The sequence below is a fragment of the Fictibacillus arsenicus genome (assembly GCF_001999465.1).
In the GTDB taxonomy this organism is placed as follows: domain Bacteria; phylum Bacillota; class Bacilli; order Bacillales; family Fictibacillaceae; genus Fictibacillus; species Fictibacillus arsenicus.
The window spans coordinates 76,620-99,459 of the sequence record NZ_MQMF01000001.1 but is presented as its reverse complement, the minus strand read 5'-3'; the positions used below and the strand labels follow the sequence as shown (position 1 = coordinate 99,459).

The following is a 22,840-nucleotide window of genomic DNA, read 5'->3' as shown; positions in this document are numbered from 1 at the left end:
TCCTTCCGTACACTTGTTCTTAAATGTCATATGACAATACTATACATCAGTCCTTCATGCAAGGTGAAACTATTTCGTGCTATAATAAACTTTAGATTTTCATTTTGGGTTGCTTAGAAAGCTTCAGCCAGGAAGGATTTTGCAGAATGAAAGACCAAATGCAATTAAGGCCGGGCAAATTTTTGTTTGAATGGTCTGTTTTTTTTGTGGGCTTATTTATAATGGCCTTTGGAATTGCTCTCATGATTAAAGCAGAACTGGGCAGTGCCCCGTGGGATGTTCTTCACATTGGTCTGTTTTCACAGTTTGGATTAACGATAGGAACTTGGTCGATCATTATGGGCTTTTTCGTTATATTAGCAACTGCGATACTAACAAAGAAGTTTCCTCAAACAGGAGCATTTTTAAATATGATATTTGTCGGACTGTTTATCGATTTTTATCTATGGCTTCCTTTTTTCCATAACCCCATAACGATAGCAGGTAAATGGTTATATCTCTTAATTGGAATACTAATTTTAGGATTTGGGATCGGACTGTATATCTCTTCTAATCGAGGTGCAGGACCGCGAGATAGTCTGATGCTGGCTTTAACAGAAAAATCAGGAATGAAAGTTTCGAGAATCCGATTATTTATGGAGTTATTTGTTCTATTTTTTGGCTGGGTTCTGCATGGTCCTATTTCATATGGGACAATTCTATTTTGTGTCACGATAGGTGCAATCGTAGGCAGAACATTGCCTTTATGTCAAAAAGCAGTAAAGTTTGTTTTAGAACGGAGTGAACATTATGAAAATATCAACAAAGGGCAGATACGGGTTAACCATCATGATGGTATTAGCAAAGAGATCAGGTGAAGGTCCAATCGCTTTAAAACTGATTGCTAAAGAGCACAGTTTATCAGAGCATTATCTTGAGCAGCTTATCGCCCCGCTAAGAAACGCAGGTTTGGTAAAAAGTATAAGAGGTGCTTACGGGGGGTATATTTTAGCTAAAGAAGCTTCTACTATAACTGCAGGAGACATTATCCGTGTACTGGAAGGACCCATTTCACCTGTAGAAATGATGGATGATGAGGAACCAGCAAAGCGTAATCTATGGATAAAGATTCGTGATGCTGTAAAGGATGTGCTCGATTCTACAACATTAGAAGATTTAGCGAACTATGAAGACGAAGGCGCGCAGGACGCCTATATGTTTTATATTTAGGAAGGAATCTGATGATGAAAAACGTTTATTTGGATCACGCTGCAACATCACCTGTTCATCCTGAAGTGATCGAAGAGATGATCCCATATTTAACGGAGCATTTTGGAAATCCTTCTAGCATACATCAATTTGGCAGACGTGCGCGCAAAGTTCTTGATGATGCTCGTACTGCTATAGCCTCTTCTATTAATGCTACCAGGAACGAAATTATATTTACTAGCGGGGGGACAGAAAGTGATAACCTGGCAATTCTGGGTACAGCTTCGGCATTAATGGAAAAAGGAAAACATGTTATAACGACAAGAGTGGAGCATCATGCTGTTCTCCATACCTTTCATGAGCTTGAAAAGAGAGGCTTTGAGGTTACTTATTTATCAGTCGATAAGAACGGCAGGATCTCCCTTGATGAATTAAAAGCGTCTCTGAAAGAAGAAACTATTCTTGTTTCTATCATGTATTGCAACAATGAAACAGGAACAACACAAGACATTAAAGAGATCGGCAGCTTATTAAAAGAGAAGAATATTATCTTTCATACAGACGCAGTTCAGGCATATGGTCTGATACCTATTGATGTTAAAGGAATGAACATCGATTTGTTGAGTGCGTCCGGACATAAGATCAACAGTCCAAAAGGGACAGGCTTTCTATATGTAAAGGAAGGAGTACCTTTTCTTCCCCAAGGCTTCGGCGGTGAGCAAGAACGTAAACGCCGTGCCGGCACAGAGAACGTCGCGGGAATCGCCGCATTGAATAAAGCAGCCGCGTTAGCACTGAAAGAGCGGGATGAACGCTTCGAACAATACATGAATTATCGGGATACGATGAAAAAAATATGGGATGAAGAGAACATACATTATTTAGAGAATGGCAGTAACGAATACTTTCTGCCGCATATTTTAAATGTCAGTTTTCCTGGAGTAAAGACAGAAGTGCTTTTAGTTAACCTGGATATAGCAGGTATCGCAGCTTCAAGCGGATCCGCGTGTACAGCTGGTTCACATGAGCCTTCGCACGTATTGGCTGCCATGTTTGGAGAAGATGAACGGACGAAATCATCCGTTCGTTTTAGTTTTGGATTAGGCAATGAATTGGAAAATATTGAATATGCAGCCCGTGAGACAGCAAAAATCGTGAAACGTTTAGCAAAATAAGTTACAATGTTTGTCATATGAAGAAATGAGGTGGACAGCATGCAAACTGAATCAAACAAAAAGGCACCTCAAGATACACGAGTAGTTATTGGAATGAGTGGCGGTGTGGATTCTTCAGTTGCCGCACTTTTACTAAAAGAGCAAGGCTATGACGTTATCGGAATCTTTATGAAAAACTGGGATGATACCGATGAAAATGGCGTCTGCACAGCAACAGAAGATTACAACGATGTGATAGCGGTCTGCAACCAGATCGGCATTCCATATTACGCTGTGAATTTTGAAAAAGAATACTGGGATAAAGTATTCACGTACTTTTTGGAAGAATATAAAGCAGGAAGAACACCTAATCCTGATGTGATGTGCAACAAGGAGATCAAATTCAAGGCCTTCTTAGAGCATGCCATGAACTTAGGTGCAGATTACGTAGCTACAGGCCACTATGCACGAGTGGCTGAAATAGATGGTGAAGTTAAAATGCTTCGCGGTGTGGATGAAAATAAGGATCAAACTTATTTTCTTAACCAGCTTTCACAAGAGCAGCTTAAAAGAGTCTTATTCCCAATCGGTGAATTAAAGAAGCCTGAGATTCGTAAGATTGCTGAAGAAGCAGGTCTTGCTACTGCCAAGAAAAAAGATTCCACTGGCATTTGTTTTATTGGTGAAAAAGACTTTAAAGTGTTCTTAAGCCAATACTTGCCTGCAAAACCTGGTGAGATGCAAACACTGGACGGGGAAATCAAAGGAAAGCATGACGGATTAATGTATCATACGATCGGTCAGCGGCATGGTCTAGGAATCGGCGGAAGCGGAGATCCCTGGTTCGTTGTCGGGAAGAATTTGAAAGACAACGTGCTGTACGTTGAACAAGGATTCCATAATGACAAGCTTTATTCAGACAGCTTGAAGGCAGTAAAACCGAGTTTTGTTTCAGATAAGGCTGTACCTTCTGAATTCAAATGTACAGCAAAGTTCAGATACCGCCAACCTGACATGGGGGTAACCGTTCATGTGCTGGATGACGAAACGCTTAACGTTGTCTTTGATGAACCACAAAGAGCAACCACTCCGGGACAAGCTGTTGTATTTTATGATGGCGATGTTTGCTTAGGCGGAGCAACGATTGGTACTGTCTATAAAAATGGAGAAGCGATCACATATCTATAATAAAACAAGCGAAAAAGCTGGCGAATCGGTTGGAATAACACCGAACGCCAGCTTTTTTTGCTATAAAAAGATCATACAGCGCCATTTATGCTCGCTGGATGATCGCCATCAGAGATTTATGATCGCCATCAGAGATTTATGATCGTCATCCGAGATTTATGATCGTCATCCGAGATTTATGATCGCCATCCGAGATTTACAAATCGATGCATAAAACTCTGTGCGGTTTTCAGCCTGATTTGATATACTTTGGTAGGAAATAAAGATGGGGGTATAGAAATGGAGCCTTCAAAAGGACTTGAATACTTAAAAAAAGGAAAGTTTGAAGAAGCGGCAAAGAGTCTTGAAGTTATGATTGAAGCCGATCCTCAAAATCCGGTTCATTATATTAATTTTGGAAATCTGCTTTCTGCGGTACATGAACATGAAAAAGCAATACATTTTTTTGACAAGGCATTATCGCTGGATAAGGATGCTGCGGCTGCTCAATATGGTGCAGGGATTGCATGCTATCATCTTGAACAGTTTACGAAAGCAGCTAAGCTCTTCCAAGAAGCAATAAAAGGCGGACTGCAAGACTCAGACACATATTTTATGACAGGAATGTCGTTTGTATCACTTGGTGAAAACAAGCTAGCATTTCCTTACTTAATGAGAACGACTGAATTGAACGCAGATGACAATGAGGCACTTTTCCAATTTGGACTGTGCCAGGGAAGAATCGGTGATGTTAAATCTGCTCTAAGGACATTTGAAATGGTAACAAAGCGAGATGAAAAGCATGCAGATGCCTGGTATAACTTTGGTGTTTGTTTGAGCTTTTTTGATCGTAACGATGAGGCTCTTTCAGCATTTGAAAAAGCTTTAGATATTCAGCCAGACCATTATCTGGCAGGAAATGGGAAAAGGAATATCGAAAATAAGAATACAAAACATTAAAAGGGGATGCTTTATGGCACAGCAGCCTTCCTTTAACTTAGAGGATGAAACGTCTCAGACAGCCCGTTATATAAAAGGGACATTGATTTCCACCGTATATCATCAATCTGAAAGTCTTTATACTGTGGCACGGGTTAGAATCAAGGAGACAAATGAAAATTATGATGAAAAAGAAGTCATGATCACTGGCATACTTCCTCCATTAAGGGAGGATGAACTCTACCTGTTTTATGGGAGATTTAAAGATCACCCTAAATATGGGAAGCAGTATGAGGTTGAGTATTTTAAAAAAGAAATGCCTCAATCCAGGGAAGCGATGGTTCAATATTTATCGAGCGACTTGTTTAAAGGAATAGGCAAGAAAACAGCTGAACATATCGTAGAAGTTATGGGTGATGATGCGATCACGAAACTCTTAGAATCTCCAGAATACATCAGCCAAATTCCGAAGTTAACAGAAGAGCAAGCAAAAAATCTGCATGAAGCATTGCTGGAGAACAGAGGGTTGGATCAGGTGATGATGGCTGTCCAGCCATATGGAATCGGCCCTCAGCTTGCAATGAAGATCTTTCAAACGTACCAGGATGAAGCAATATCTGTTGTAAAGAATGAACCGTACCGGCTTATTGAAGATGTACCGGGTATTGGATTTCATAGAGCAGATGAAATCGCAAAAGGCAATGGCATGCAAGTGAACCATCCTGATCGTATTCAGGCTGCCTGTCAATTTCTTTTAAGAGATCAAGGTACTGATCTGGGTCATTCCTTTCTGCCGGTTGAAGAACTTCTGGCAGGAGTCAGAAAGCTTTTGGCTGACGGAAAAGATACTGTAGATGAGATGAGCATTTTCAGAGAAATTCAAGACATGGAAGCTGAAAAACGGCTGATCTTAAAAGAAAATGTGGTGTATTTACCTTCTCTTTATTTTGCTGAACGAGGATTCGCTCAAAAAATCAATCATCTTTTGCAAAGCCAAAAAACGGATTATGATATCCCTGTTGAGCAAATTGAGACCGAACTGGAAAATTTAGAAAAACGGCTGAATATCAAATACGCTAACAGTCAAAAGGAAGCCATTAAAAAAGCGCTGACTTCTTCGGTAATGGTGCTCACTGGCGGTCCCGGAACAGGTAAAACAACCGTTATTAAGGGAATCGTAGAACTTTATAGTGAGATACATGGAGTAAGTTTAAACATAGAAGATTACCGCGGAAAAAAAGAACCATTTCCTGTCTTGCTTGTTGCGCCTACAGGACGTGCTGCAAAACGCATGACTGAATCCACAGGTATTCCAGCTCATACCATTCACCGTCTATTGGGATGGAGAGGCGCAGGACACTTTGAAAAAAATGAAGATGAGCAAATAGAAGGAAAGCTGTTGATCGTAGATGAAATGTCGATGGTCGATATTTGGCTTGCATACTCACTTTCAAAGGCGCTTCCTGAGCATATTCAAATTATCTTTGTAGGAGATGAGGATCAGCTTCCTTCCGTAGGACCTGGTCTAGTGTTAAAGGATCTGCTCGAATCAGATCATATTCCGCAAACCAAATTAATAGATATCTACAGACAATCTGAAGGTTCTTCCATTATTCGTTTAGCACATGAGATGAAAAAAGGGAATCTTCCACAAGACTTGCTGATTCCTCAAAAAGACAGGCGTTTTTTTTCTTGTTCAGGAGAGCAGGTTTTCCAAGCCATCATTCAAGTATGTAAAAATGCCATAAAAAAAGGCTATACATCAAGAGACATTCAAGTGCTAGCTCCAATGTATAAAGGTCCAATAGGCATCGACCGGTTAAACACAGAACTGCAGCGTCTGTTTAATCCCGAAAAACAAAAACAGCGGCAGCTGCAAGTTGCTGATGTTTTTTACAGAAAAGGGGATAAGGTGCTCCAGCTTGTCAATCAGCCTGAAGATAACGTTTTTAACGGGGATATAGGAGAAATTGTAGCCGTTATTTATGCAAGGGAAAATACAGACAAAGAAGATCAGATTGTCATCAGCTTTGATGAAATTGAAGTGATGTATAAAAGAAGTGAGTTTAACCATTTTACACACGCTTTTTGCTGCTCCATACATAAGTCTCAAGGCAGTGAGTATCCGATTGTCATTCTTCCCATTGTGAAAAGCTATTATAGAATGCTTAAACGAAACCTAATTTATACTGCTATTACGAGAAGCAAAGAATATCTGATTTTATGCGGAGAACAAGAAGCATTCTCTTGGGCAGTGCAGCGCTCTGATGAATCAGAAAGATATTCTGGTCTTAAACTTCGGCTGCAAGAAACCTTACTGGAAAAAGATTTTATGAATGATACACTCTTTAACGAAACAAACTAGAAATGTTCGGAGGATGACGAAAAAGCATCTTATCGGACATTTCTTTTTTCATATCTATAGGCAGGTAAATACTTCAAAACCACTTCTGGCGTATATTTTGCAATGTTTCAGGACACCCTTGTAAAAGTAAATTCAAAGGAGAGAAAGCAAGTGGAATGTCCGAACTGCAGCCGAAAAGATATTGGGAAAATCGGGGTGAACCAGTATTATTGCTGGAACTGTTTTATTGAGCTTTCCATTGTAAAAGGAAGACTGTCCCTTCATCAAGTGGAAGAAGACGGCTCATTAACATCACTCGACGACTTATTTGAAGATCATGACCTGACTTATAGAGAAAGTACTTCATAAGTTTTTTATTACTCTGATGTCGAGGTGATAAAGCATGAATAGGACGATGAGTTCTCTTTTCGCACTTGGTATTGGAGCGGCAACATATGCGATGAGAAACAGAAGGATGTCTAGAATGTCCAGAATGAATATGAATTTTTCGGATATCGGTGATCTATGGACATCGAGACGTGCAAAAAAAATCCGAAAAAGAATCGCAAAAGCCATTTATTAAATGTATTCCCCGTCTATTTAAGACGGGGTTTTTTAAAAAAAGGGTGAAAACAATGACAAAGGAAAATCGAATGAAGTGGATTTACCGGCTGACGCTTCTTTTATTGCTGTTTTTATGTTTATTCCTTCTCATGAAGTTAAATCCTTTGTATCAACCATTAATAACAGCACTTAAAGGGGTATTTTTGCCTTTCTTTTTGGCCGCTCTTATTACATACCTGCTTCACCCTCTAGTAGAATATGTGCATGAGAAAGGTGTACCTCGGTTTGTAGCAATTTTAACGATATACCTTCTGTTTTTTGGAGGATTAGGCTATACCATCGCTAAGGGTTTTCCCTATTTTGTCGTTCAATTGAAACAGCTGTTAGAAAATGTGCCTGCTCTTGCAAAAGATTATAAAGAGCTTTTATCCAAAGTCGATAAAGGAACTTCAGCACTGCCATACTCCGTTCATTCTAAAATTGAACAATATATTGTTAAAATGGAAATAAGCGCACAGAACATTTTAACGAATGCCATTTTTTCTTTAAGAAAAATTGTAGATTATTTTTTCGTCATTATCGTAGTTCCTTTTTTAGTTTTTTACTTTCTGAACGATTTTGAAAAAATTAAAAAAGCTGCCTGGTATATTACACCACGCAGGTTCCGCCATGAAGGCAAACATCTGATAGAAGATGTAGATAAATCGCTCGGCGGGTATATCAGAGGACAGCTTTTTGTTGGAGCTATTCTTGGAGCTGCAGCCATGATAGCCCTTTGGATTGTTGGAATGCCGTATCCGATTCTTTTGGGCATCGTAATTGCTATTACAGACATCATTCCTTATTTCGGACCCATTTTGGGGGCTATTCCTGTTATTTTGATTGCACTGACAATATCTTGGAAAATGGTTTGGATCACCATAGGAATCATGCTTGTTCTTCAATTTATTGAAGGCAATATTCTCGGACCATTTATTGTCGGCAGAAACCTGCACATCCACCCTGTTTTTATCATTTTTTCGCTTCTTCTAGGAAGTGAACTCGCCGGAGTACCTGGAATGATCTTAGCTGTTCCGGTATTTAGTGTAATAAAAGTTATTGTTATTCACATTAGGGAACACCGATTAAGACATCCGATTGACAAGTCCGAATAAATAAACGTATACTAACGCTAGAAGAACAAAAATCGTTGAAAGAGATAAGTACGTTTTAGTCCTTTCTATAGAGAGAAACATCCACCGGCTGAAAGGTGTTTCAGAAAGAAGAAAACGGAAAGCTACTCTGGAGTGCAGAATGAAAATCTGCCGTTAAGCCGCGTTAAGGCTTTAATCAAGGTGACATGTAATTACATGTAACCAGGGTGGTACCGCGTGAATTCAAACTCTCGTCCCTGTTTTTTGGGATGGGAGTTTTTTATTTTATCTAAAGGCTGTTTTCGCAAACTATGTTGCTCTTGAAAGTGGTTGATTTCCGCTCCAGGTACTCGCTTTCCGCGGGGCGGGCGGTGAGCCTCCTGGCGCTTTGCGCCTTTAGGAGTCTCACCTGTCCCACTCGTCCCGCAGGAGTCTCGCACCTTGGACTCCAATCAACATGGCAAAGAAGAGAATAAAAAAATATGAACCAAAAGCAACAATCTTTTAGAGAAGAGCCTATCAAAAAAAGTAAAAAGGAGAATGAAACCATGAAAACTTTGACTTCAGCTCAAGTCAGACAAATGTTCCTCGATTTTTTCCAAGAGAAAGGCCATCGTGTAGAGCAGAGTGCTTCTCTTGTTCCGCACGAAGATCCGACTTTGCTTTGGATCAACAGTGGGGTAGCTACGCTAAAAAAGTATTTTGACGGCCGTGTGATTCCAGAGAATCCGCGTATTACGAATGCTCAAAAATCTATCCGTACGAACGATATCGAGAATGTTGGAATTACTGCAAGACACCATACTTTCTTTGAAATGCTAGGCAATTTCTCGATTGGTGATTATTTTAAAGTGGAAGCAATTCTCTGGGCTTGGGAGTTTTTAACGAGTGAAGAATGGATCGGATTTGACCCAGAAAAACTTTCTGTTACGATCCATCCTGAAGATGATGAAGCATTTGATATTTGGACGAAGCAAGTAGGACTTCCTGAAGAGCGCATCATTCGCTTAGAGGGTAACTTCTGGGATATTGGGGAAGGCCCAAGCGGACCAAATACTGAGATTTTCTATGATCGCGGAGAGTCTTATGGAAACGATCCTGCAGATCCTGAATTGTATCCTGGCGGTGAGAATGAAAGATACCTTGAAGTATGGAATCTAGTGTTTTCTCAGTTCAACCATAATCCAGACGGCACATACACACCGCTGCCTAAGAAAAATATCGATACAGGCATGGGGCTTGAAAGAATGGTATCTGTAATTCAAGATACGAAGACGAATTTTGAAACTGATCTTTTCCTTCCAATCATTAGGGAAACCGAGAAACTTTCAAATACTTCCTATGGTAGCACCCCTGAAAGTGATACAGCTTTCAAAGTTATCGCAGACCATATTCGTACAGTGAGCTTCGCTATTGGAGACAATGCGCTGCCTTCAAATGAGGGAAGAGGTTATATCTTAAGACGCTTGATTAGAAGAGCGATTCGTTTTGCTAAAAAGATTAGCATAAATAAGCCTTTCATGTATGAATTAGTACCAACCGTAGCTGATATAATGGTTGATTTTTATCCAGAAGTGAAAGAAAAAGTGCCTTTTATCCAGAAAGTTGTTAAGACAGAAGAAGAACGGTTCCATGAAACAATCAACGAAGGCTTAGCTATCCTAGAAGATGTAATCAAAAAAGAAAAATCAGAAAACAATAAAATAATTTCTGGTAAAGATGCATTTAAATTGTATGATACATTTGGATTCCCTTTTGAATTAACACAAGAATATGCAGCAGAGAATGGAATGGAAGTTGACCTGGAAGGCTTTGAATCCGAGATGAAAGCTCAGCGTGAACGTGCGCGTGCTGCAAGACAAGAAGTCGACAGCATGCAGGTTCAAGGCGGCGTTCTTTCAGACATCACGGTAAAAAGTGAGTTTTCAGGTTATGAGTCCTTAAGCGGGGAAGCAAGAATCCTTGAAGTTCTGCAAAATGGTGAGCGTGTCTCCATGGTATCAGAAGGTGATGAGGCACAGGTTATTCTTGATGAAACGCCATTTTATGCTGAAAGCGGAGGTCAGATTGCTGACCAAGGCACAATTACAGGAAATAACCTTCAACTTCGAGTAAAAGATGTACAAAAAGCTCCGAATGGACAAAATCTGCATACGGTACTCGTAGAAAAAGGTGTTCTGGAAAATAACACGCAAGTCTCCGTGCAAGTTGACAAAGAAACACGTGCAAAAGTAGTAAAAAATCATACAGCAACTCATTTGCTTCATCAGGCTTTGAAAGATGTACTAGGCACACACGTTAATCAGGCAGGTTCACTTGTACAGGAAGGCAGACTGCGATTTGACTTTACGCATTTTGGAAGCATCTCTTCAGAAGAGCTTGAGAAGATTGAAGAAATCGTAAACGAAAAAGTTTGGGCAAACATCCCTGTTGAAAAAATGGTAAAAAATATTGCTGAAGCAAAAGCTATGGGAGCTATGGCCCTTTTTGGCGAAAAATATGGTGAGACAGTACGTGTAGTTAAAGTTGGAGAGTACAGCCTGGAACTATGCGGAGGATGTCATGTGAACAATACGGCTGAGATCGGATTGTTTAAAATCGTATCAGAATCAGGAATTGGTGCGGGTACAAGACGTATTGAAGCTGTTACTGGTGAAGCAGCTTACCGATTAATGAATGGTCAAGTTCAGCTGTTAAAAGATTCAGCTTCAAAGTTAAAAACAAACCTTAAGGATGTGCCTCAGCGTATTGATGCATTGAACGATCAAATTCGCGAGCTGCAGAAAGAAAAAGAATCATTAGCTTCAAAACTCGGAAACCTGGAAGCGGGAAGTCTTGTTGACGAAGTACAAACGATTAACGGAGTATCAGTTATCGCTAAAAAAGTAAATGCTTCTGATATGAACGGACTGCGTTCAATCGTTGACGACTTAAAGAACAAGCTTAAGAGCGGGATTGTTATTTTAGGTGCTGAAAGCCAAGGGAAAGTAAATATTGTTGCTGGGGTTACAAAGGATTTAGTGTCAAAAGGATACCATGCAGGAAACCTTGTTAAAGAAGTTGCGGTTCGCTGCGGCGGAGGCGGCGGAGGCCGTCCGGACATGGCTCAAGCTGGCGGAAAAGACCCTGAAAAGTTGGAAGAAGGCATAGATTCTGCAGTTGAATTGATTAAAACGGTTTCCTAAGCGTTCATCTATCATGTACAATAGAGAAAATAACTAATTTGTCCCTTAAGGGAGATCTTCAGAAAGAGGTGTTCGCAAGTGAGTTCAATGGACAAGACGATGAAGTTTAATTTCAACGAGGATGATGCTTATAAGACGAATGTTGAAACTGTCCTGTTTTCTGTTTATGACGCCCTGCAGGATAAAGGCTACAATCCGATCAACCAGATTGTTGGTTATTTGCTCTCAGGTGACCCGGCATATATTCCTCGCCATAATGATGCGAGAAGTATGATTCGTAAGCTTGAGCGGGACGAGCTTATCGAAGAGCTCGTAAAATCATACCTTTTAAATCAAAAAGAAGGAAACCGTTAATGACAAGAATACTCGGATTGGACGTCGGTACTAAAACGATTGGTGTTGCCGTATCAGATTTACTTGGCTGGACAGCACAAGGCGTAGAAACAATTAGACGGCGTCCTAACCATCCTGAACAAGATTTAAACAGAATTAAAGAGCTGATTTCCCAATATGAAATCGGCGAGGTTGTTGTCGGCCTGCCAAAGAATATGAACGGGTCGATCGGCCCTAGCGGTGAGGCTTGTCAAAACTTTGCGAAAGAACTTGAAAGTCTTACTGGTCTTTCGGTTATCCTATGGGATGAGAGGCTGACTACAATGGCAGCTGAACGTACACTTATATCCGCCGATGTAAGCAGAAAAAAACGTAAACAGGTTATTGATAAACTTGCTGCTGTAATTATTCTGCAAGGGTATATGGACAGCCAAAAAAATAAAAATTGAGGTGAGCCTATTATGGCAAAAGAAGAACGCGAGCGCATTATTATTCCAGATGAGAACGGTGACGAAAATCTATTTGAAGTTTTATTCAAATTTGATGTTGATCAGACTGGGAAATCATACATGGTAACAATACCTGTAGCTGATTCTGAAGATGATGACGATACAGATGAAGTAGAAGTATTCCCTTTCCGCTATGAAGAAAAGGGAGAAGCAGATGATGACCTTGCTTTGTTCCCTCTTGAAACAGATGAAGAGTGGGATATGATCGAGGAAATGTTAAATACTTTCCAAGATGATGAGTATGAAACAGAATAATCTTAATGGGGCTGCCTTACTTTAGGCAGCCTCTTTTTTTTAAAAGGCTCTTTTCTAAAAGATTGTTGCTTTTAAGTAATTTAGTTCATTTCCTTCACTGACAAGTTGATTGGAGTGGAAGGTGCGAGACTCCTGCGGGACGAGCGGTCAGGTGAGACCACTCAAAGGCGCAAAGCGGCGAGGGGCTCACCGCACGCCCCGCGGAAAGCGAAGCAACCTGGAATGGAAATCAACTACTTTCAAGAATATCCTCTAATGTCGAACCATGTCTGTAAATGCAAACTTGTGGATAAAAGGGCAAAACTTTTTGATTACGGTACAAATCTTGTGGAATCAACCCTCTATTTTGTGGATTCACGACCAAAACTTTTGGATTGGATCTCGGAACACTGCCAAAAACGGCTGCACTAAGACTAGAAACTGGTAAAAAAAGTAAGGGGGACTCTTCGACGATTCATCCTTTTTTTGTTATTACTGCTAATCTCGACAATTTCTGCTAGCAAAAGTATAATTAAACAGATGGAAGGGGGAAAAAGGATGATACAGCTCCAGTCTTCTGGGAATTACATAGAAAATAAGAAAAAGAAACGCACAAAATCCATCATATTAACGATAATTGCTTTGTTTTTAGCAGTGATTGTACTTGTTGCAGGCATTCTATATTTTTATTTTAATAAAAATATCGGGGCATTTGATTCAGCAAATCAAGAAAATTTTACTGTTGAGATTCCGATCGGCTCTTCAACAGCGAATATCGGAAAAGAGCTTGAAGATAAAGGGATCATTAACAGCGGTCAATTCTTTAAACTTTATACGCGTGTTAAAGGAGAAGGAGATTTTCAGGCAGGGGTTTATCAATTATCTCCATCCATGAACCTAACTGAAATTATCGCTGCTCTTAAAGAGGGGAAATTATTTAAAAAACCTGAGCTTACTTTAACAATTCCAGAAGGGTTTAATGTTCCTCAAATTGCTGGAGAAATCAGTGCGAGAACTGGTTATGAAAAAGAAGAAATATTAAAAGTGATGACCGATAAGGTATTTCTTAAAGAACTGCAAACCAAATATAAGTATATACCTGATGAAATTTACAAAGAAGGTCTTTATTATCCGCTTGAAGGATTTTTATTTCCGGCGACATATGAATTTGATAAAAAGAAGCCTGAGCTGAAAGAGATTGTGGGGAAAATGGTAGAACAGTCCTCAACTGTAATTGCAAAATATGAGAATGACATAAAAAAGAGCGGATATACAATGTTCGAGATGATCACCTTAGCCTCTCTGATTGAAGAAGAGTCTCAGCGTGAAGAGGATAGAAAAAAAATCTCTGGCGTTTTTTATAATAGACTTGAACAAGACATGAAATTGGATTCAGATCCAACTGTTAAATATGCTAGAAAAGATTTTGATGTACAAGTGTTATATGAGCATTTAGAAGTTGATTCTCCTTATAATACGTATCGCTACAAAGGTATCCCTATTGGTCCTATCGCATCTCCAGGGGAAAAATCTATTGAAGCTGCACTAAAACCGGTTAAGATGGAAGAACTATTCTTCTATGCAAGACCGAACGGAGAAGTAATATATACGAAGACACTGCAAGAACATAATGCCGTATACAGAAAATACAGAGATGAATGGAAAGTATGGCAAGAGCAGCAATAATATTTTCTGAGGATACTATCTTATAGTATCCTTTTTTTAATAACAATCCGCACAACGAATAAAAATTCATAATAGGTTGAAATATAGAGGACTCTCGCCTTCATAAAAAGATTATGTTACAATATACCGGTTAGTGTGAAGGAGGCGTGTTACTTTGGTCTCAAATAGAGTAAACCAATATATTGAAAATTTAATTCCTGCACGCTCTGAATCTATTTTGAAAATGGAGCAGTATGCTAAGCAGCATGATGTACCAATCATGGAATTATCGGGTATGGAGACCCTTTTGACTTATGTCAGATTAAAAAGCCCTAAACGGATTTTAGAAGTTGGTACAGCCATCGGGTACTCTGCAATAAGAATGGCTCTCACGAATGAGACAACCGAAATTGTAAGTATTGAAAGAGATGAAGAACGGTACAATATAGCAAAAGAAAATGTTAATGCACTAGACCTCAACGATAGAATAACACTATTGCTTGGCGATGCGAATGAATTACAGAGTCAAGTAGAACAATATGCCCCATACGACTTTATTTTTATCGATGCAGCTAAAGGACAATATCAAAACTTTTTTGATCATTATTCAGCAATGCTGTCACAAGACGGCATGATCATTACAGATAATGTGCTCTTTAGAGGCTATGTCGCTGATGAAAGCGGCTTAGAGAGCAGAAGGCTGCGTTCTCTTGTTAAAAAAATTAGAAGTTTTAATGAATATATCATGCAGCATCCTGATTATTATTCTTCAATCTTGCCGGTAGGAGATGGTATGATGGTGAGCATTCGAAAAACCTAAAGGTACAGCAGTTTGGAGGAGTAATAGAAATGGCACAAAAACCTATCGTAATTGGGGTTGCAGGAGGATCCGGATCGGGTAAAACGACGGTAGCTAAGGAAATTTACAGGCAGTTTGCAAATCAGTCGATTCTTATTATTGAGCAGGATGCTTATTATAAAGATCAATCTGAAAAATCAATGGAAGAGCGTTTGAAAACAAACTATGATCATCCTCTTGCTTTTGATAATGATCTGCTGATTCAGCATATCATGTCACTTCAAGCATATGAATCCGTTGAAAAACCAGTGTACGACTATACAGCGCATACAAGAAGTGATAAAATTATCCCAGTTGATGCTAAAGATGTCATTATATTGGAAGGTATTCTTATACTCGAAGATGAACGTTTACGTGATTTAATGGATATTAAGTTATTTGTCGACACTGATGCTGATGTGCGAATCATCAGAAGGATGGTTCGTGATATACGTGACCGCGGCAGAACTTTAGAATCTGTAATCGATCAATATACTTCAGTGGTGCGTCCTATGCATAATCAGTTTATCGAACCTACAAAAAGGTACGCTGATATTATTATCCCAGAAGGCGGTCAAAATCGCGTTGCTATTGATTTAATGGTGACTAAAGTTAAGACCATTTTAGAAGACAAAGCATTATTGAAAAAATGAGGAACACTCCTCATTTTTTCGGTATACTTGGACAATATTATCTTTAAAACGGCATGGCATTCAACTATTGTCCTATTTTTTATACATACCCTGCCGGAATTATCATATAACGTAACAAGGGTACTGATTATTGAAGGAGTGAATAAACATGGCAGACGAGAAAAAACACTATATGACCCTAGAGGGTAAGCAAAAGTTAGAAAACGAATTAGAATTTTTAAAAACAGAACGCAGAAAAGAAGTTGTAGAAAGAATTAAAGTAGCACGAAGCTTTGGAGATCTTTCTGAGAACTCTGAGTATGATGCTGCAAAGGACGAGCAGGCGTTTGTTGAAGCGCGTATCGTTCAATTAGAAAAAATGATTCGTGATTCAGTGATCATTGAAGACAATAAAGATCAATCTGATAACGTTTCCATTGGGAAAACTGTTAAATTCCAGGAGCTTCCTGATGGTGATGAAGAAACATATGTAATCGTTGGAAGTGCGGAAGCAGATCCATTTGAAGGTAAAATTTCCAATGATTCTCCAATGGCTAAAAGTTTATTAGGTAAGAAACCTGGAGACAAAGTTTCTGTTCAAACACCAGGCGGAGAAATTAGCGTTGTAATTTTAGAAGTAAAATAAGTTAAGATCATCAGAAAGAAGGCTTGCTCCGGCAAGTCTTTTTTTTGATTGGCCTGTTCTAAAAAAATGTTGCTTTTAAGAAATTTTGTTCATTCCCTTCACTGACAAGTTGATTGGAGTGCAAGGTGCGTGCCTGCCACCTGAGAAGCTTCTCGCTAGGCATGCGACGAGGAAGCACACATCCGTAGCATTTACTTGTAGACGCAGGAGCAAGGATACTTCCATGAAGAGGTAAGATAAGACCATTCAAAGGTGCAAAGCAGGGCTCACCGCACGCCCCGCGGAAAGCGAAGTAACCTGAGCGGAAATCAACTACTTACAAGAACAACTTTGTTTAAGAAAATTAAGATGAGGCGAAAATGTGGTTAGGGAGGTGACCGCATTGTTATCTCGGAAAAGAACAATAGCAGCAGGAGTTATCATTTTATTATTTATCTTTGGTCTAATATATCGTTTAGCAGATATACAGCTCATTTCAACAAAATCTTTTTCAAAAAATAACGTTAATTTAATCGAAGAGAGTGTTAACCAGCGAACTCATCGTTTCACAATTAATGACGGGAGAGGTTATTTTCTGGACCGCAACGGTGAGCTGCTTTCTACAGATGTAAAACCTCAAATTGTTGTGTTTCCCAATCTCTATACACGGGATTGGCCAGTAGACGCCATTTCAGAAATCCTTCAGCTTCCATCACAAAGAATAGAAAATATGATCTTTAGTATGGAAAAACCTGCAGCTCTTTTATTGCTTAAAGAGCTCACACTTCAGCAGATGAATCAGATCAATGAATTGGAAATCCCCGGTCTGTACGCCCAGCTTGTGACCAAAAGAAAACCTCTTCCATTTGCAAATCATATTATCGGGGCAGTTGGAGAAGACCCGGATTTAATAAAGCAAAAGTATAAAGACAAATTAGAAAAGGGAACCGTAAGCACTTCAACCAAAACCGGAAAAAATGGAATGCAGTATACGTTTGACCCTTTTTTAATCTCTGAAGGAGAGACTCAGTTTATTTATCATGTGGACAGGCAAGGCAATCCCTTATTTGGGCTTGATGTAAAATATCGTGCCCAGACGAATCCCCTATATCCTTTGCATGTTAAGACCACTATCGATAAAAGAATGCAGGAAGCTGTTGAGAAATATTTAAGTAATCACCAGGTTGAAGCGGGAGGCGCTGTCTTACTTGACATAGAATCAAATGAACTTCTTGCATTGGCTAGCCGACCTGTTTTTAATAGTGAGACGATCTATGAACATGAAAACAAGATGACCACCCATCAAATTCCTGGTTCAATCTTTAAAATTGTAACAGCCGCAGCCGCAATTGAGAAAAACAAAATCCAGAATGATAAACTTTACGACTGTAATTTAAATATATATGGAAAAGAAGATGAGAGAAAATTAGGCATGCTTAATTTTGAGCAAAGCTTCTCTCAAAGCTGTAATAAAACGTTTGGAGACCTCGCGAACGAAATGGCAGCAGAGGATAATAATTTTATTGAAGAATATGCTTCCAAACTAGGTCTCCTTGATTTAAACGGGTGGAGAGGACAAGTATATCATTTTGATAACTTTTCACATTTCTATCAGGAAGAACGAGGACAAATAAGAAACCCAAATAAAAAGATTCGGGATTATCAATCACGTCTCGCCATTTCACAAACTGCAATCGGACAGCTGGATGTGAAAATGACTCCGCTGGCAGCGGCCAATATGATGGCAACCATTGCGAGAGGCGGCACTTGGTCAGAAGTAAAAGCTGCTAAATCAGTGAATTTTGCCAATGGAACGGAATTGGTAGAATTTAAAGAACATAAAGGCAAAAAAGAATCGTTATCTCCATATACAATAATGAGGCTGCAATCCTTGCTGGTAAACACTGTAAAGGATGAAAATGGAACAGGACATACTTTGCAATCCCTTCCTTTTCAGGTAGCTGGCAAGACAGGTACAGCTCAAAAAGGGGAAGGAGCGAATGTTTATAATAAATGGTTTGCAGGATATTTTCCCGCGGACAACCCCAAATTCGCTTTAGTTGTAGTTGATATGAAATACGATACAGAAAACAGGACAACTTCAGTTTATGCCGATATTGCAAAAGCTGTTATGGAGATATCTGACAGTCAACAAGAGTAATAATGGAATAATAAGAAGGAAAAAGTGTTCCCGAACACTGTGCTCATGGTAAAATGAATTGAGCATTATTTACTGGGGAGGATAACATGAAACGAAATCAGCGTTATGAAACGAGATTGGAAAAGCGAAAACAAAATCGTTTTTTGAACATAGCAATCGGCTTGGTATTTTTGCTGATTGTTGTGGTTGCGTTTAATCTTTTCTCTGGTGATGAAAACGAGACGGCATCAACATCAGAAAATGAACAAACAGAGAGCAATAATGTAACGAAAGACGATTCTTCCATTGAAATGGAATCAGATAAGGAAGATCAAAATAATGATCGTTCTTCTGACGAATCCGAGAATCAGTCAGATGATACAGAAACAAAAACAGATGAAGAAACACAGTCTGAAAATCCTGAAGGCGGAGGTCCTGAAGGTCCTTGGGAACCAATCGGAACTTCTCAAGCAGAGCCTCATCAGAAATCGTACGACGACCAGTCTCAAGACTGGAAAGAGATGATTCAAGCACTTTCGTACGCGACAAACATTCCAGAAGATCAAATGACAATTTTCTGGCTCGGTAATGGTGGTGGTCCTGATTTATCTAAAGGTACCATACAATCCAAGACTGAAAAGATTAAGTACGATGTCGTTCTGCAGTGGATTCCTGAAAAAGGATGGCAGCCGATAAGTGTAACACAAGTACAATAATGAATAACTAGACAATCTGCTCATATGCTGATTGTCTTTTTTCTTTTAATTCTTTATTGTTAATGCTTCAATAAAGGTATAAACAACTAGGAGAAGTTATGAAAAGAATAAATTATATTATTGGAATCTTATTACTTACAGTCTTAATGACATCTTGTAGCGAAAACAGCCATCAAAAGACGGTTCTGTACATTTCTGCTGCCTCTAGTCTGAAAAAACCTGTGACCGAGTGGAAGGAAAGGTTTGAAAAAACACATAAGAACATCGATATTAAAACGAACTTTGGTGCATCAGGAGTTTTAATCAATCAAATAAAAAATGGAGCACCAGCTGATTTAATGTTTTCAGCACAGTCGCTTCAGAGGTTTATTTCTGCCGATGATAAAATGAATATTAAAAAAGAAGGAATTATTGCATCAAACGAGCTTGTGTTCGTTTCTGGAACAAAGGTCAGTACACCGGTTGACTCGATCGAAGATATACCTTCGGATGCCAAACTCGGAATCGGTAATCCTGATTTAGTGCCCGCAGGATATTATGCCAAACAAGCACTGCAAAATATTGATCATAAACAATTTAAAACCATATATAGTCAAAATGCAGTACACTTAAAGGGATTAGTTGAAACGGGAGCTGTTGAGTATGCCATCATGTATCGAACAGATGCACTTGAAAATAAAAGGATTAACATTATAAAAGGTATACCGATTGACTGGTATCCAGCCATTCAGTATCCTGTATACTTGATTACCGAAAAGAAAGAGGCTAAAAAATTTTTAAAATACGCAAGTTCAAAAGAAGGACAGAAAATTTTAAAGAAATATAATTTTAGAGAGAGTGTTAAAAATTGATTCATCCATTGGTACTATCTTTAGAAACTGCGTTAATTGCTACAATTTTTGTAGTGGCAACAGGGTTGCCGCTATCCTATTTGTTTGCGCGTTTGTCTTTTAGAGGAAAAACAATCATTGAAACAATCTTTAGCCTTCCATTAATTTTGCCTCCTTCCGTAGTTGGCTATATATTATTGCTGCTGTTAGGAAATGATGGTTTAGGCAGGTTAGGCTTACAATGGGTATTCACTTGGAAAGCTGCTGTTCTAGCGGCAGCAATCGTTGCTTTTCCTTTGTTTTTTCGTACAGCCAAAGCTTCTTTTGAAAATTTAGATGACAACATCATTGATGCTGCACGACTGGATGGATCGGGTTGGAATATTTTTCATAGAGTAAGCATTCCTCTAGCGAAACATGGAGTGATTGCCGCTGTTATGCTTTCTTTCTTAAGAGCGATTGGAGAGTTCGGTGCAACTCTTATGATAGCGGGGAATATTCCGGGTATCACCCAAACCGCTCCACTTGCTATATATGATTATGTCCTTTTAGGAGATGAACAAAAAGCTCTGATTTTATCGTTGTTCCTCACACTGTTTTCATTTGTTATGTTAGCGATTAGTTCAATTTTTGCAAAAAAATCAGTTTAACCATAACTCTGAATGTATTTCAGAGTTTTTTTGCATTTGTTTTCATCATTTAACAGGTTCATACATTTGAAAAACACATGAATTTATGGTAATTTGGAACCTGTAAACAATTAATTCATAGTATATTGATAGGAATAATATATTTTAATAATTTGGAGTGACAAAAATGGGACGAGAGTTTATTGAACTATTTGATGAATGGTCTTCTTCTTATGATGAAACTGTGGCTGGGGAGACACAAGAATATAAGGAAGTTTTTCATAACTATGATCATATTCTAGAAACTGTGGTAAATAAATCAGGTCATGCAGTTTTAGAATTTGGGGTAGGAACAGGTAATTTGAGTGAAAAGCTGCTTTCAAAAGGTAAAACCGTTATTGGAATCGAACCTTCAAAAGGAATGCGAGAAAAAGCTTTAAAAAGAAATCCAAAACTAGTGCTGCATGATGGGGACTTTTTATCTTTTCCCGAATTAGACGTAGAGATCGATACGATTGTCAGTACGTATGCTTTTCATCACCTGACAGATGAAGAAAAAGACGCTGCTGTTGGACACTATAGCCAGCTGCTCAAAAAAGATGGTAAAATTGTTTTTGCAGATACCGCATTCCTTCACGAATCAGATAAAAAAGAACGTCATGAAAAAGTCAAAAAACAAGGGTACCTGAATCTATTAAAAGATTTGCAGACTGAATATTATACAACTCTTGGTGTACTCGAAGACATTTTCAAAAAACACGAGTTTGATATCACATTTGAAAAGCTAAATGAGTATGTCTGGCTTATGGAAGCGGTAAAAAAATAGATAATGGAGATTTAACATGAAGAGAATTGGAATTATTGGTGCAATGGAAGAAGAGGTTGTTCTATTAAGAGAGCAACTGTCAGACCTTCAGGAAAAAAAGCTTGCAGGATGTGAATTCTATCAAGGATTTTTAAACGATCAGGAAGTTGTTCTGTTGAAATGCGGGATCGGTAAAGTAAACGCAGCGATTGGTACTACACTCATGATTCAGATGTATGAACCAGATGTAATTTTAAATACGGGATCTGCAGGCGGTTTTCATACTGATCTGAATGTAGGTGATGTTGTGATATCCACTGAAGTGCGACATCATGATGTAGATGCAACGATTTTCGGATACGAATTTGGGCAAGTACCTCAAATGCCTGCAAATTATAAGCCTGACCAAACACTTGTAGAAGCAGCAGTAAAAGCAGGCGCACGTGTTGAAAATATTCAAATTGCCAAAGGTTTAATCGCATCCGGCGATTCGTTTATGAGTGATCATGAGAGGGTAGAAGACATACGCAAGAAATTTCCGGCATTGTATGCTGCCGAGATGGAAGCTGCAGCAATTGCACAAACATGCTATCAGTTTAATGTACCTTTTGTTATTATCCGGTCATTATCAGACATTGCCGGGAAAGATGCCCGAGTATCTTATGACCAGTTTTTGGAGACAGCATCAAAGAATTCCGCAGAACTAGTTCAACAAATCGTAGAGGAGCTGAAATCATAATGACAAAAAAAATGAATGTTGAAAGCTTTAATCTTGATCATACAAAAGTTGTTGCACCATATATCCGTTTAGCAGGTACGACTTCTGGAGCTAACGGTGACGTCATTCATAAGTACGACATCCGCTTTTGCCAGCCGAACAAAGACCACATGCCAATGGAAGGTCTTCACTCAATCGAGCACTTGATGGCAGAGAATATCCGCAACCACCATTCTACTGTTGTAGATATCAGCCCGATGGGTTGCCAAACAGGCTTCTATTTATCTGTTATTAACCATGATAACTATGATGAAATTCTAGAAGTTTTAGAAAAAACACTTAACGATGTATTAGAAGCCACTGAAGTACCTGCTTGTAATGAGGTACAGTGCGGATGGGCAGCAAATCATAGCCTTGAAGGCGCTAAAGAAATTGCACGCAAGATGCTTTCTAAAAAAGATGAGTGGCACGTTGTTTTCGCTGAATAGAGGG

24 protein-coding genes and 1 other annotated feature are annotated in these 22,840 nt (G+C 39.0%); all 24 genes read left to right on the top strand.

The genetic code is table 11. The annotated features are described in order from the left end of the window. Positions 1–146: 146 nt before the first annotated feature. Entirely contained in the window at positions 147–857 is a 711-nt protein-coding gene (locus UN64_RS00520) for a YczE/YyaS/YitT family protein (RefSeq protein WP_077359168.1), read from the top strand. Beyond that, positions 790–1,209: a cysteine metabolism transcriptional regulator CymR gene (gene cymR / locus UN64_RS00515; protein WP_077359167.1), complete on the top strand. Its 420-nt coding sequence runs from the start codon at positions 790–792 to the stop codon at positions 1,207–1,209. Before UN64_RS00520 ends, cymR begins: the two co-directional genes overlap by 68 nt. 14 nt (positions 1,210–1,223) lie before the next feature. Next, complete coding sequence (locus tag UN64_RS00510) at positions 1,224–2,363, top strand: cysteine desulfurase family protein (protein WP_077361048.1); 1,140 nt, start codon at positions 1,224–1,226, stop codon at positions 2,361–2,363. A gap of 39 nt (positions 2,364–2,402) precedes the next feature. Next, on the top strand, positions 2,403–3,530 hold the full coding sequence (gene mnmA, locus UN64_RS00505; protein WP_077359166.1) for a tRNA 2-thiouridine(34) synthase MnmA: 1,128 nt from the start codon (positions 2,403–2,405) through the stop codon (positions 3,528–3,530). A gap of 279 nt (positions 3,531–3,809) precedes the next feature. Next, positions 3,810–4,469, top strand: a complete 660-nt coding sequence (locus UN64_RS00500) for a tetratricopeptide repeat protein (protein WP_077359165.1) — start codon at positions 3,810–3,812, stop codon at positions 4,467–4,469. Positions 4,470–4,482: 13 nt separating this feature from the next. Then, on the top strand, positions 4,483–6,813 hold the full coding sequence (gene recD2, locus UN64_RS00495) for an SF1B family DNA helicase RecD2 (protein ID WP_077359164.1): 2,331 nt from the start codon (positions 4,483–4,485) through the stop codon (positions 6,811–6,813). Positions 6,814–6,915: 102 nt separating this feature from the next. Then, positions 6,916–7,161: a hypothetical protein gene (locus UN64_RS00490; RefSeq protein ID WP_077359163.1), complete on the top strand. Its 246-nt coding sequence runs from the start codon at positions 6,916–6,918 to the stop codon at positions 7,159–7,161. Between the two features lie 34 nt (positions 7,162–7,195). Next, a complete protein-coding gene (locus UN64_RS00485; protein WP_066291262.1) occupies positions 7,196–7,375 on the top strand; it encodes a YrzQ family protein in 180 nt (59 codons plus the stop codon). Positions 7,376–7,427: 52 nt separating this feature from the next. Next, positions 7,428–8,510: an AI-2E family transporter gene (locus tag UN64_RS00480; RefSeq protein ID WP_077359162.1), complete on the top strand. Its 1,083-nt coding sequence runs from the start codon at positions 7,428–7,430 to the stop codon at positions 8,508–8,510. Between the two features lie 26 nt (positions 8,511–8,536). After that, positions 8,537–8,751 (top strand) — a binding site (T-box leader). 286 nt (positions 8,752–9,037) lie between these two features. Then, positions 9,038–11,674 carry an alanine--tRNA ligase gene (gene alaS / locus UN64_RS00470; protein ID WP_077361046.1) on the top strand — a complete coding sequence of 879 codons (2,637 nt, stop codon included), beginning with the start codon at positions 9,038–9,040 and terminating at the stop codon, positions 11,672–11,674. Positions 11,675–11,752: 78 nt separating this feature from the next. Then, positions 11,753–12,028: an IreB family regulatory phosphoprotein gene (locus UN64_RS00465; protein WP_077359160.1), complete on the top strand. Its 276-nt coding sequence runs from the start codon at positions 11,753–11,755 to the stop codon at positions 12,026–12,028. Next, positions 12,028–12,456: a Holliday junction resolvase RuvX gene (gene ruvX / locus UN64_RS00460; protein WP_077359159.1), complete on the top strand. Its 429-nt coding sequence runs from the start codon at positions 12,028–12,030 to the stop codon at positions 12,454–12,456. The genes UN64_RS00465 and ruvX overlap by 1 nt, the downstream gene beginning before the upstream one ends. A gap of 12 nt (positions 12,457–12,468) precedes the next feature. Next, positions 12,469–12,771 (top strand): DUF1292 domain-containing protein, encoded by a 303-nt coding sequence (locus UN64_RS00455; protein ID WP_077359158.1) that lies wholly within the window; start codon positions 12,469–12,471, stop codon positions 12,769–12,771. A gap of 537 nt (positions 12,772–13,308) precedes the next feature. Continuing rightward, positions 13,309–14,436, top strand: a complete 1,128-nt coding sequence (mltG, locus tag UN64_RS00450; protein WP_171978762.1) for an endolytic transglycosylase MltG — start codon at positions 13,309–13,311, stop codon at positions 14,434–14,436. Positions 14,437–14,590: 154 nt separating this feature from the next. After that, positions 14,591–15,235 (top strand): O-methyltransferase, encoded by a 645-nt coding sequence (locus UN64_RS00445; protein ID WP_077359156.1) that lies wholly within the window; start codon positions 14,591–14,593, stop codon positions 15,233–15,235. A gap of 29 nt (positions 15,236–15,264) precedes the next feature. Continuing rightward, positions 15,265–15,906: a uridine kinase gene (udk, locus tag UN64_RS00440; protein ID WP_077359155.1), complete on the top strand. Its 642-nt coding sequence runs from the start codon at positions 15,265–15,267 to the stop codon at positions 15,904–15,906. Positions 15,907–16,054: 148 nt separating this feature from the next. Further along, complete coding sequence (gene greA, locus UN64_RS00435) at positions 16,055–16,531, top strand: transcription elongation factor GreA (protein WP_066291237.1); 477 nt, start codon at positions 16,055–16,057, stop codon at positions 16,529–16,531. Positions 16,532–16,913: 382 nt separating this feature from the next. Continuing rightward, positions 16,914–18,671, top strand: a complete 1,758-nt coding sequence (locus tag UN64_RS00430) for a peptidoglycan D,D-transpeptidase FtsI family protein (protein WP_171978761.1) — start codon at positions 16,914–16,916, stop codon at positions 18,669–18,671. Between the two features lie 86 nt (positions 18,672–18,757). Further along, a complete protein-coding gene (locus UN64_RS00425; protein WP_077359153.1) occupies positions 18,758–19,366 on the top strand; it encodes a YrrS family protein in 609 nt (202 codons plus the stop codon). Positions 19,367–19,464: 98 nt separating this feature from the next. Beyond that, positions 19,465–20,217: a molybdate ABC transporter substrate-binding protein gene (gene modA / locus UN64_RS00420; protein WP_077359152.1), complete on the top strand. Its 753-nt coding sequence runs from the start codon at positions 19,465–19,467 to the stop codon at positions 20,215–20,217. Next, positions 20,214–20,846, top strand: a complete 633-nt coding sequence (modB, locus tag UN64_RS00415; RefSeq protein ID WP_077359151.1) for a molybdate ABC transporter permease subunit — start codon at positions 20,214–20,216, stop codon at positions 20,844–20,846. The genes modA and modB overlap by 4 nt, the downstream gene beginning before the upstream one ends. A 166-nt stretch (positions 20,847–21,012) precedes the next feature. Continuing rightward, positions 21,013–21,651 carry a class I SAM-dependent DNA methyltransferase gene (locus UN64_RS00410; RefSeq protein ID WP_077359150.1) on the top strand — a complete coding sequence of 213 codons (639 nt, stop codon included), beginning with the start codon at positions 21,013–21,015 and terminating at the stop codon, positions 21,649–21,651. A gap of 16 nt (positions 21,652–21,667) precedes the next feature. Further along, positions 21,668–22,369: a 5'-methylthioadenosine/S-adenosylhomocysteine nucleosidase gene (gene mtnN / locus UN64_RS00405; RefSeq protein WP_077359149.1), complete on the top strand. Its 702-nt coding sequence runs from the start codon at positions 21,668–21,670 to the stop codon at positions 22,367–22,369. Beyond that, complete coding sequence (locus tag UN64_RS00400) at positions 22,369–22,836, top strand: S-ribosylhomocysteine lyase (protein WP_077359148.1); 468 nt, start codon at positions 22,369–22,371, stop codon at positions 22,834–22,836. The genes mtnN and UN64_RS00400 overlap by 1 nt, the downstream gene beginning before the upstream one ends. The last annotated feature ends 4 nt before the right edge of the window (positions 22,837–22,840 follow it).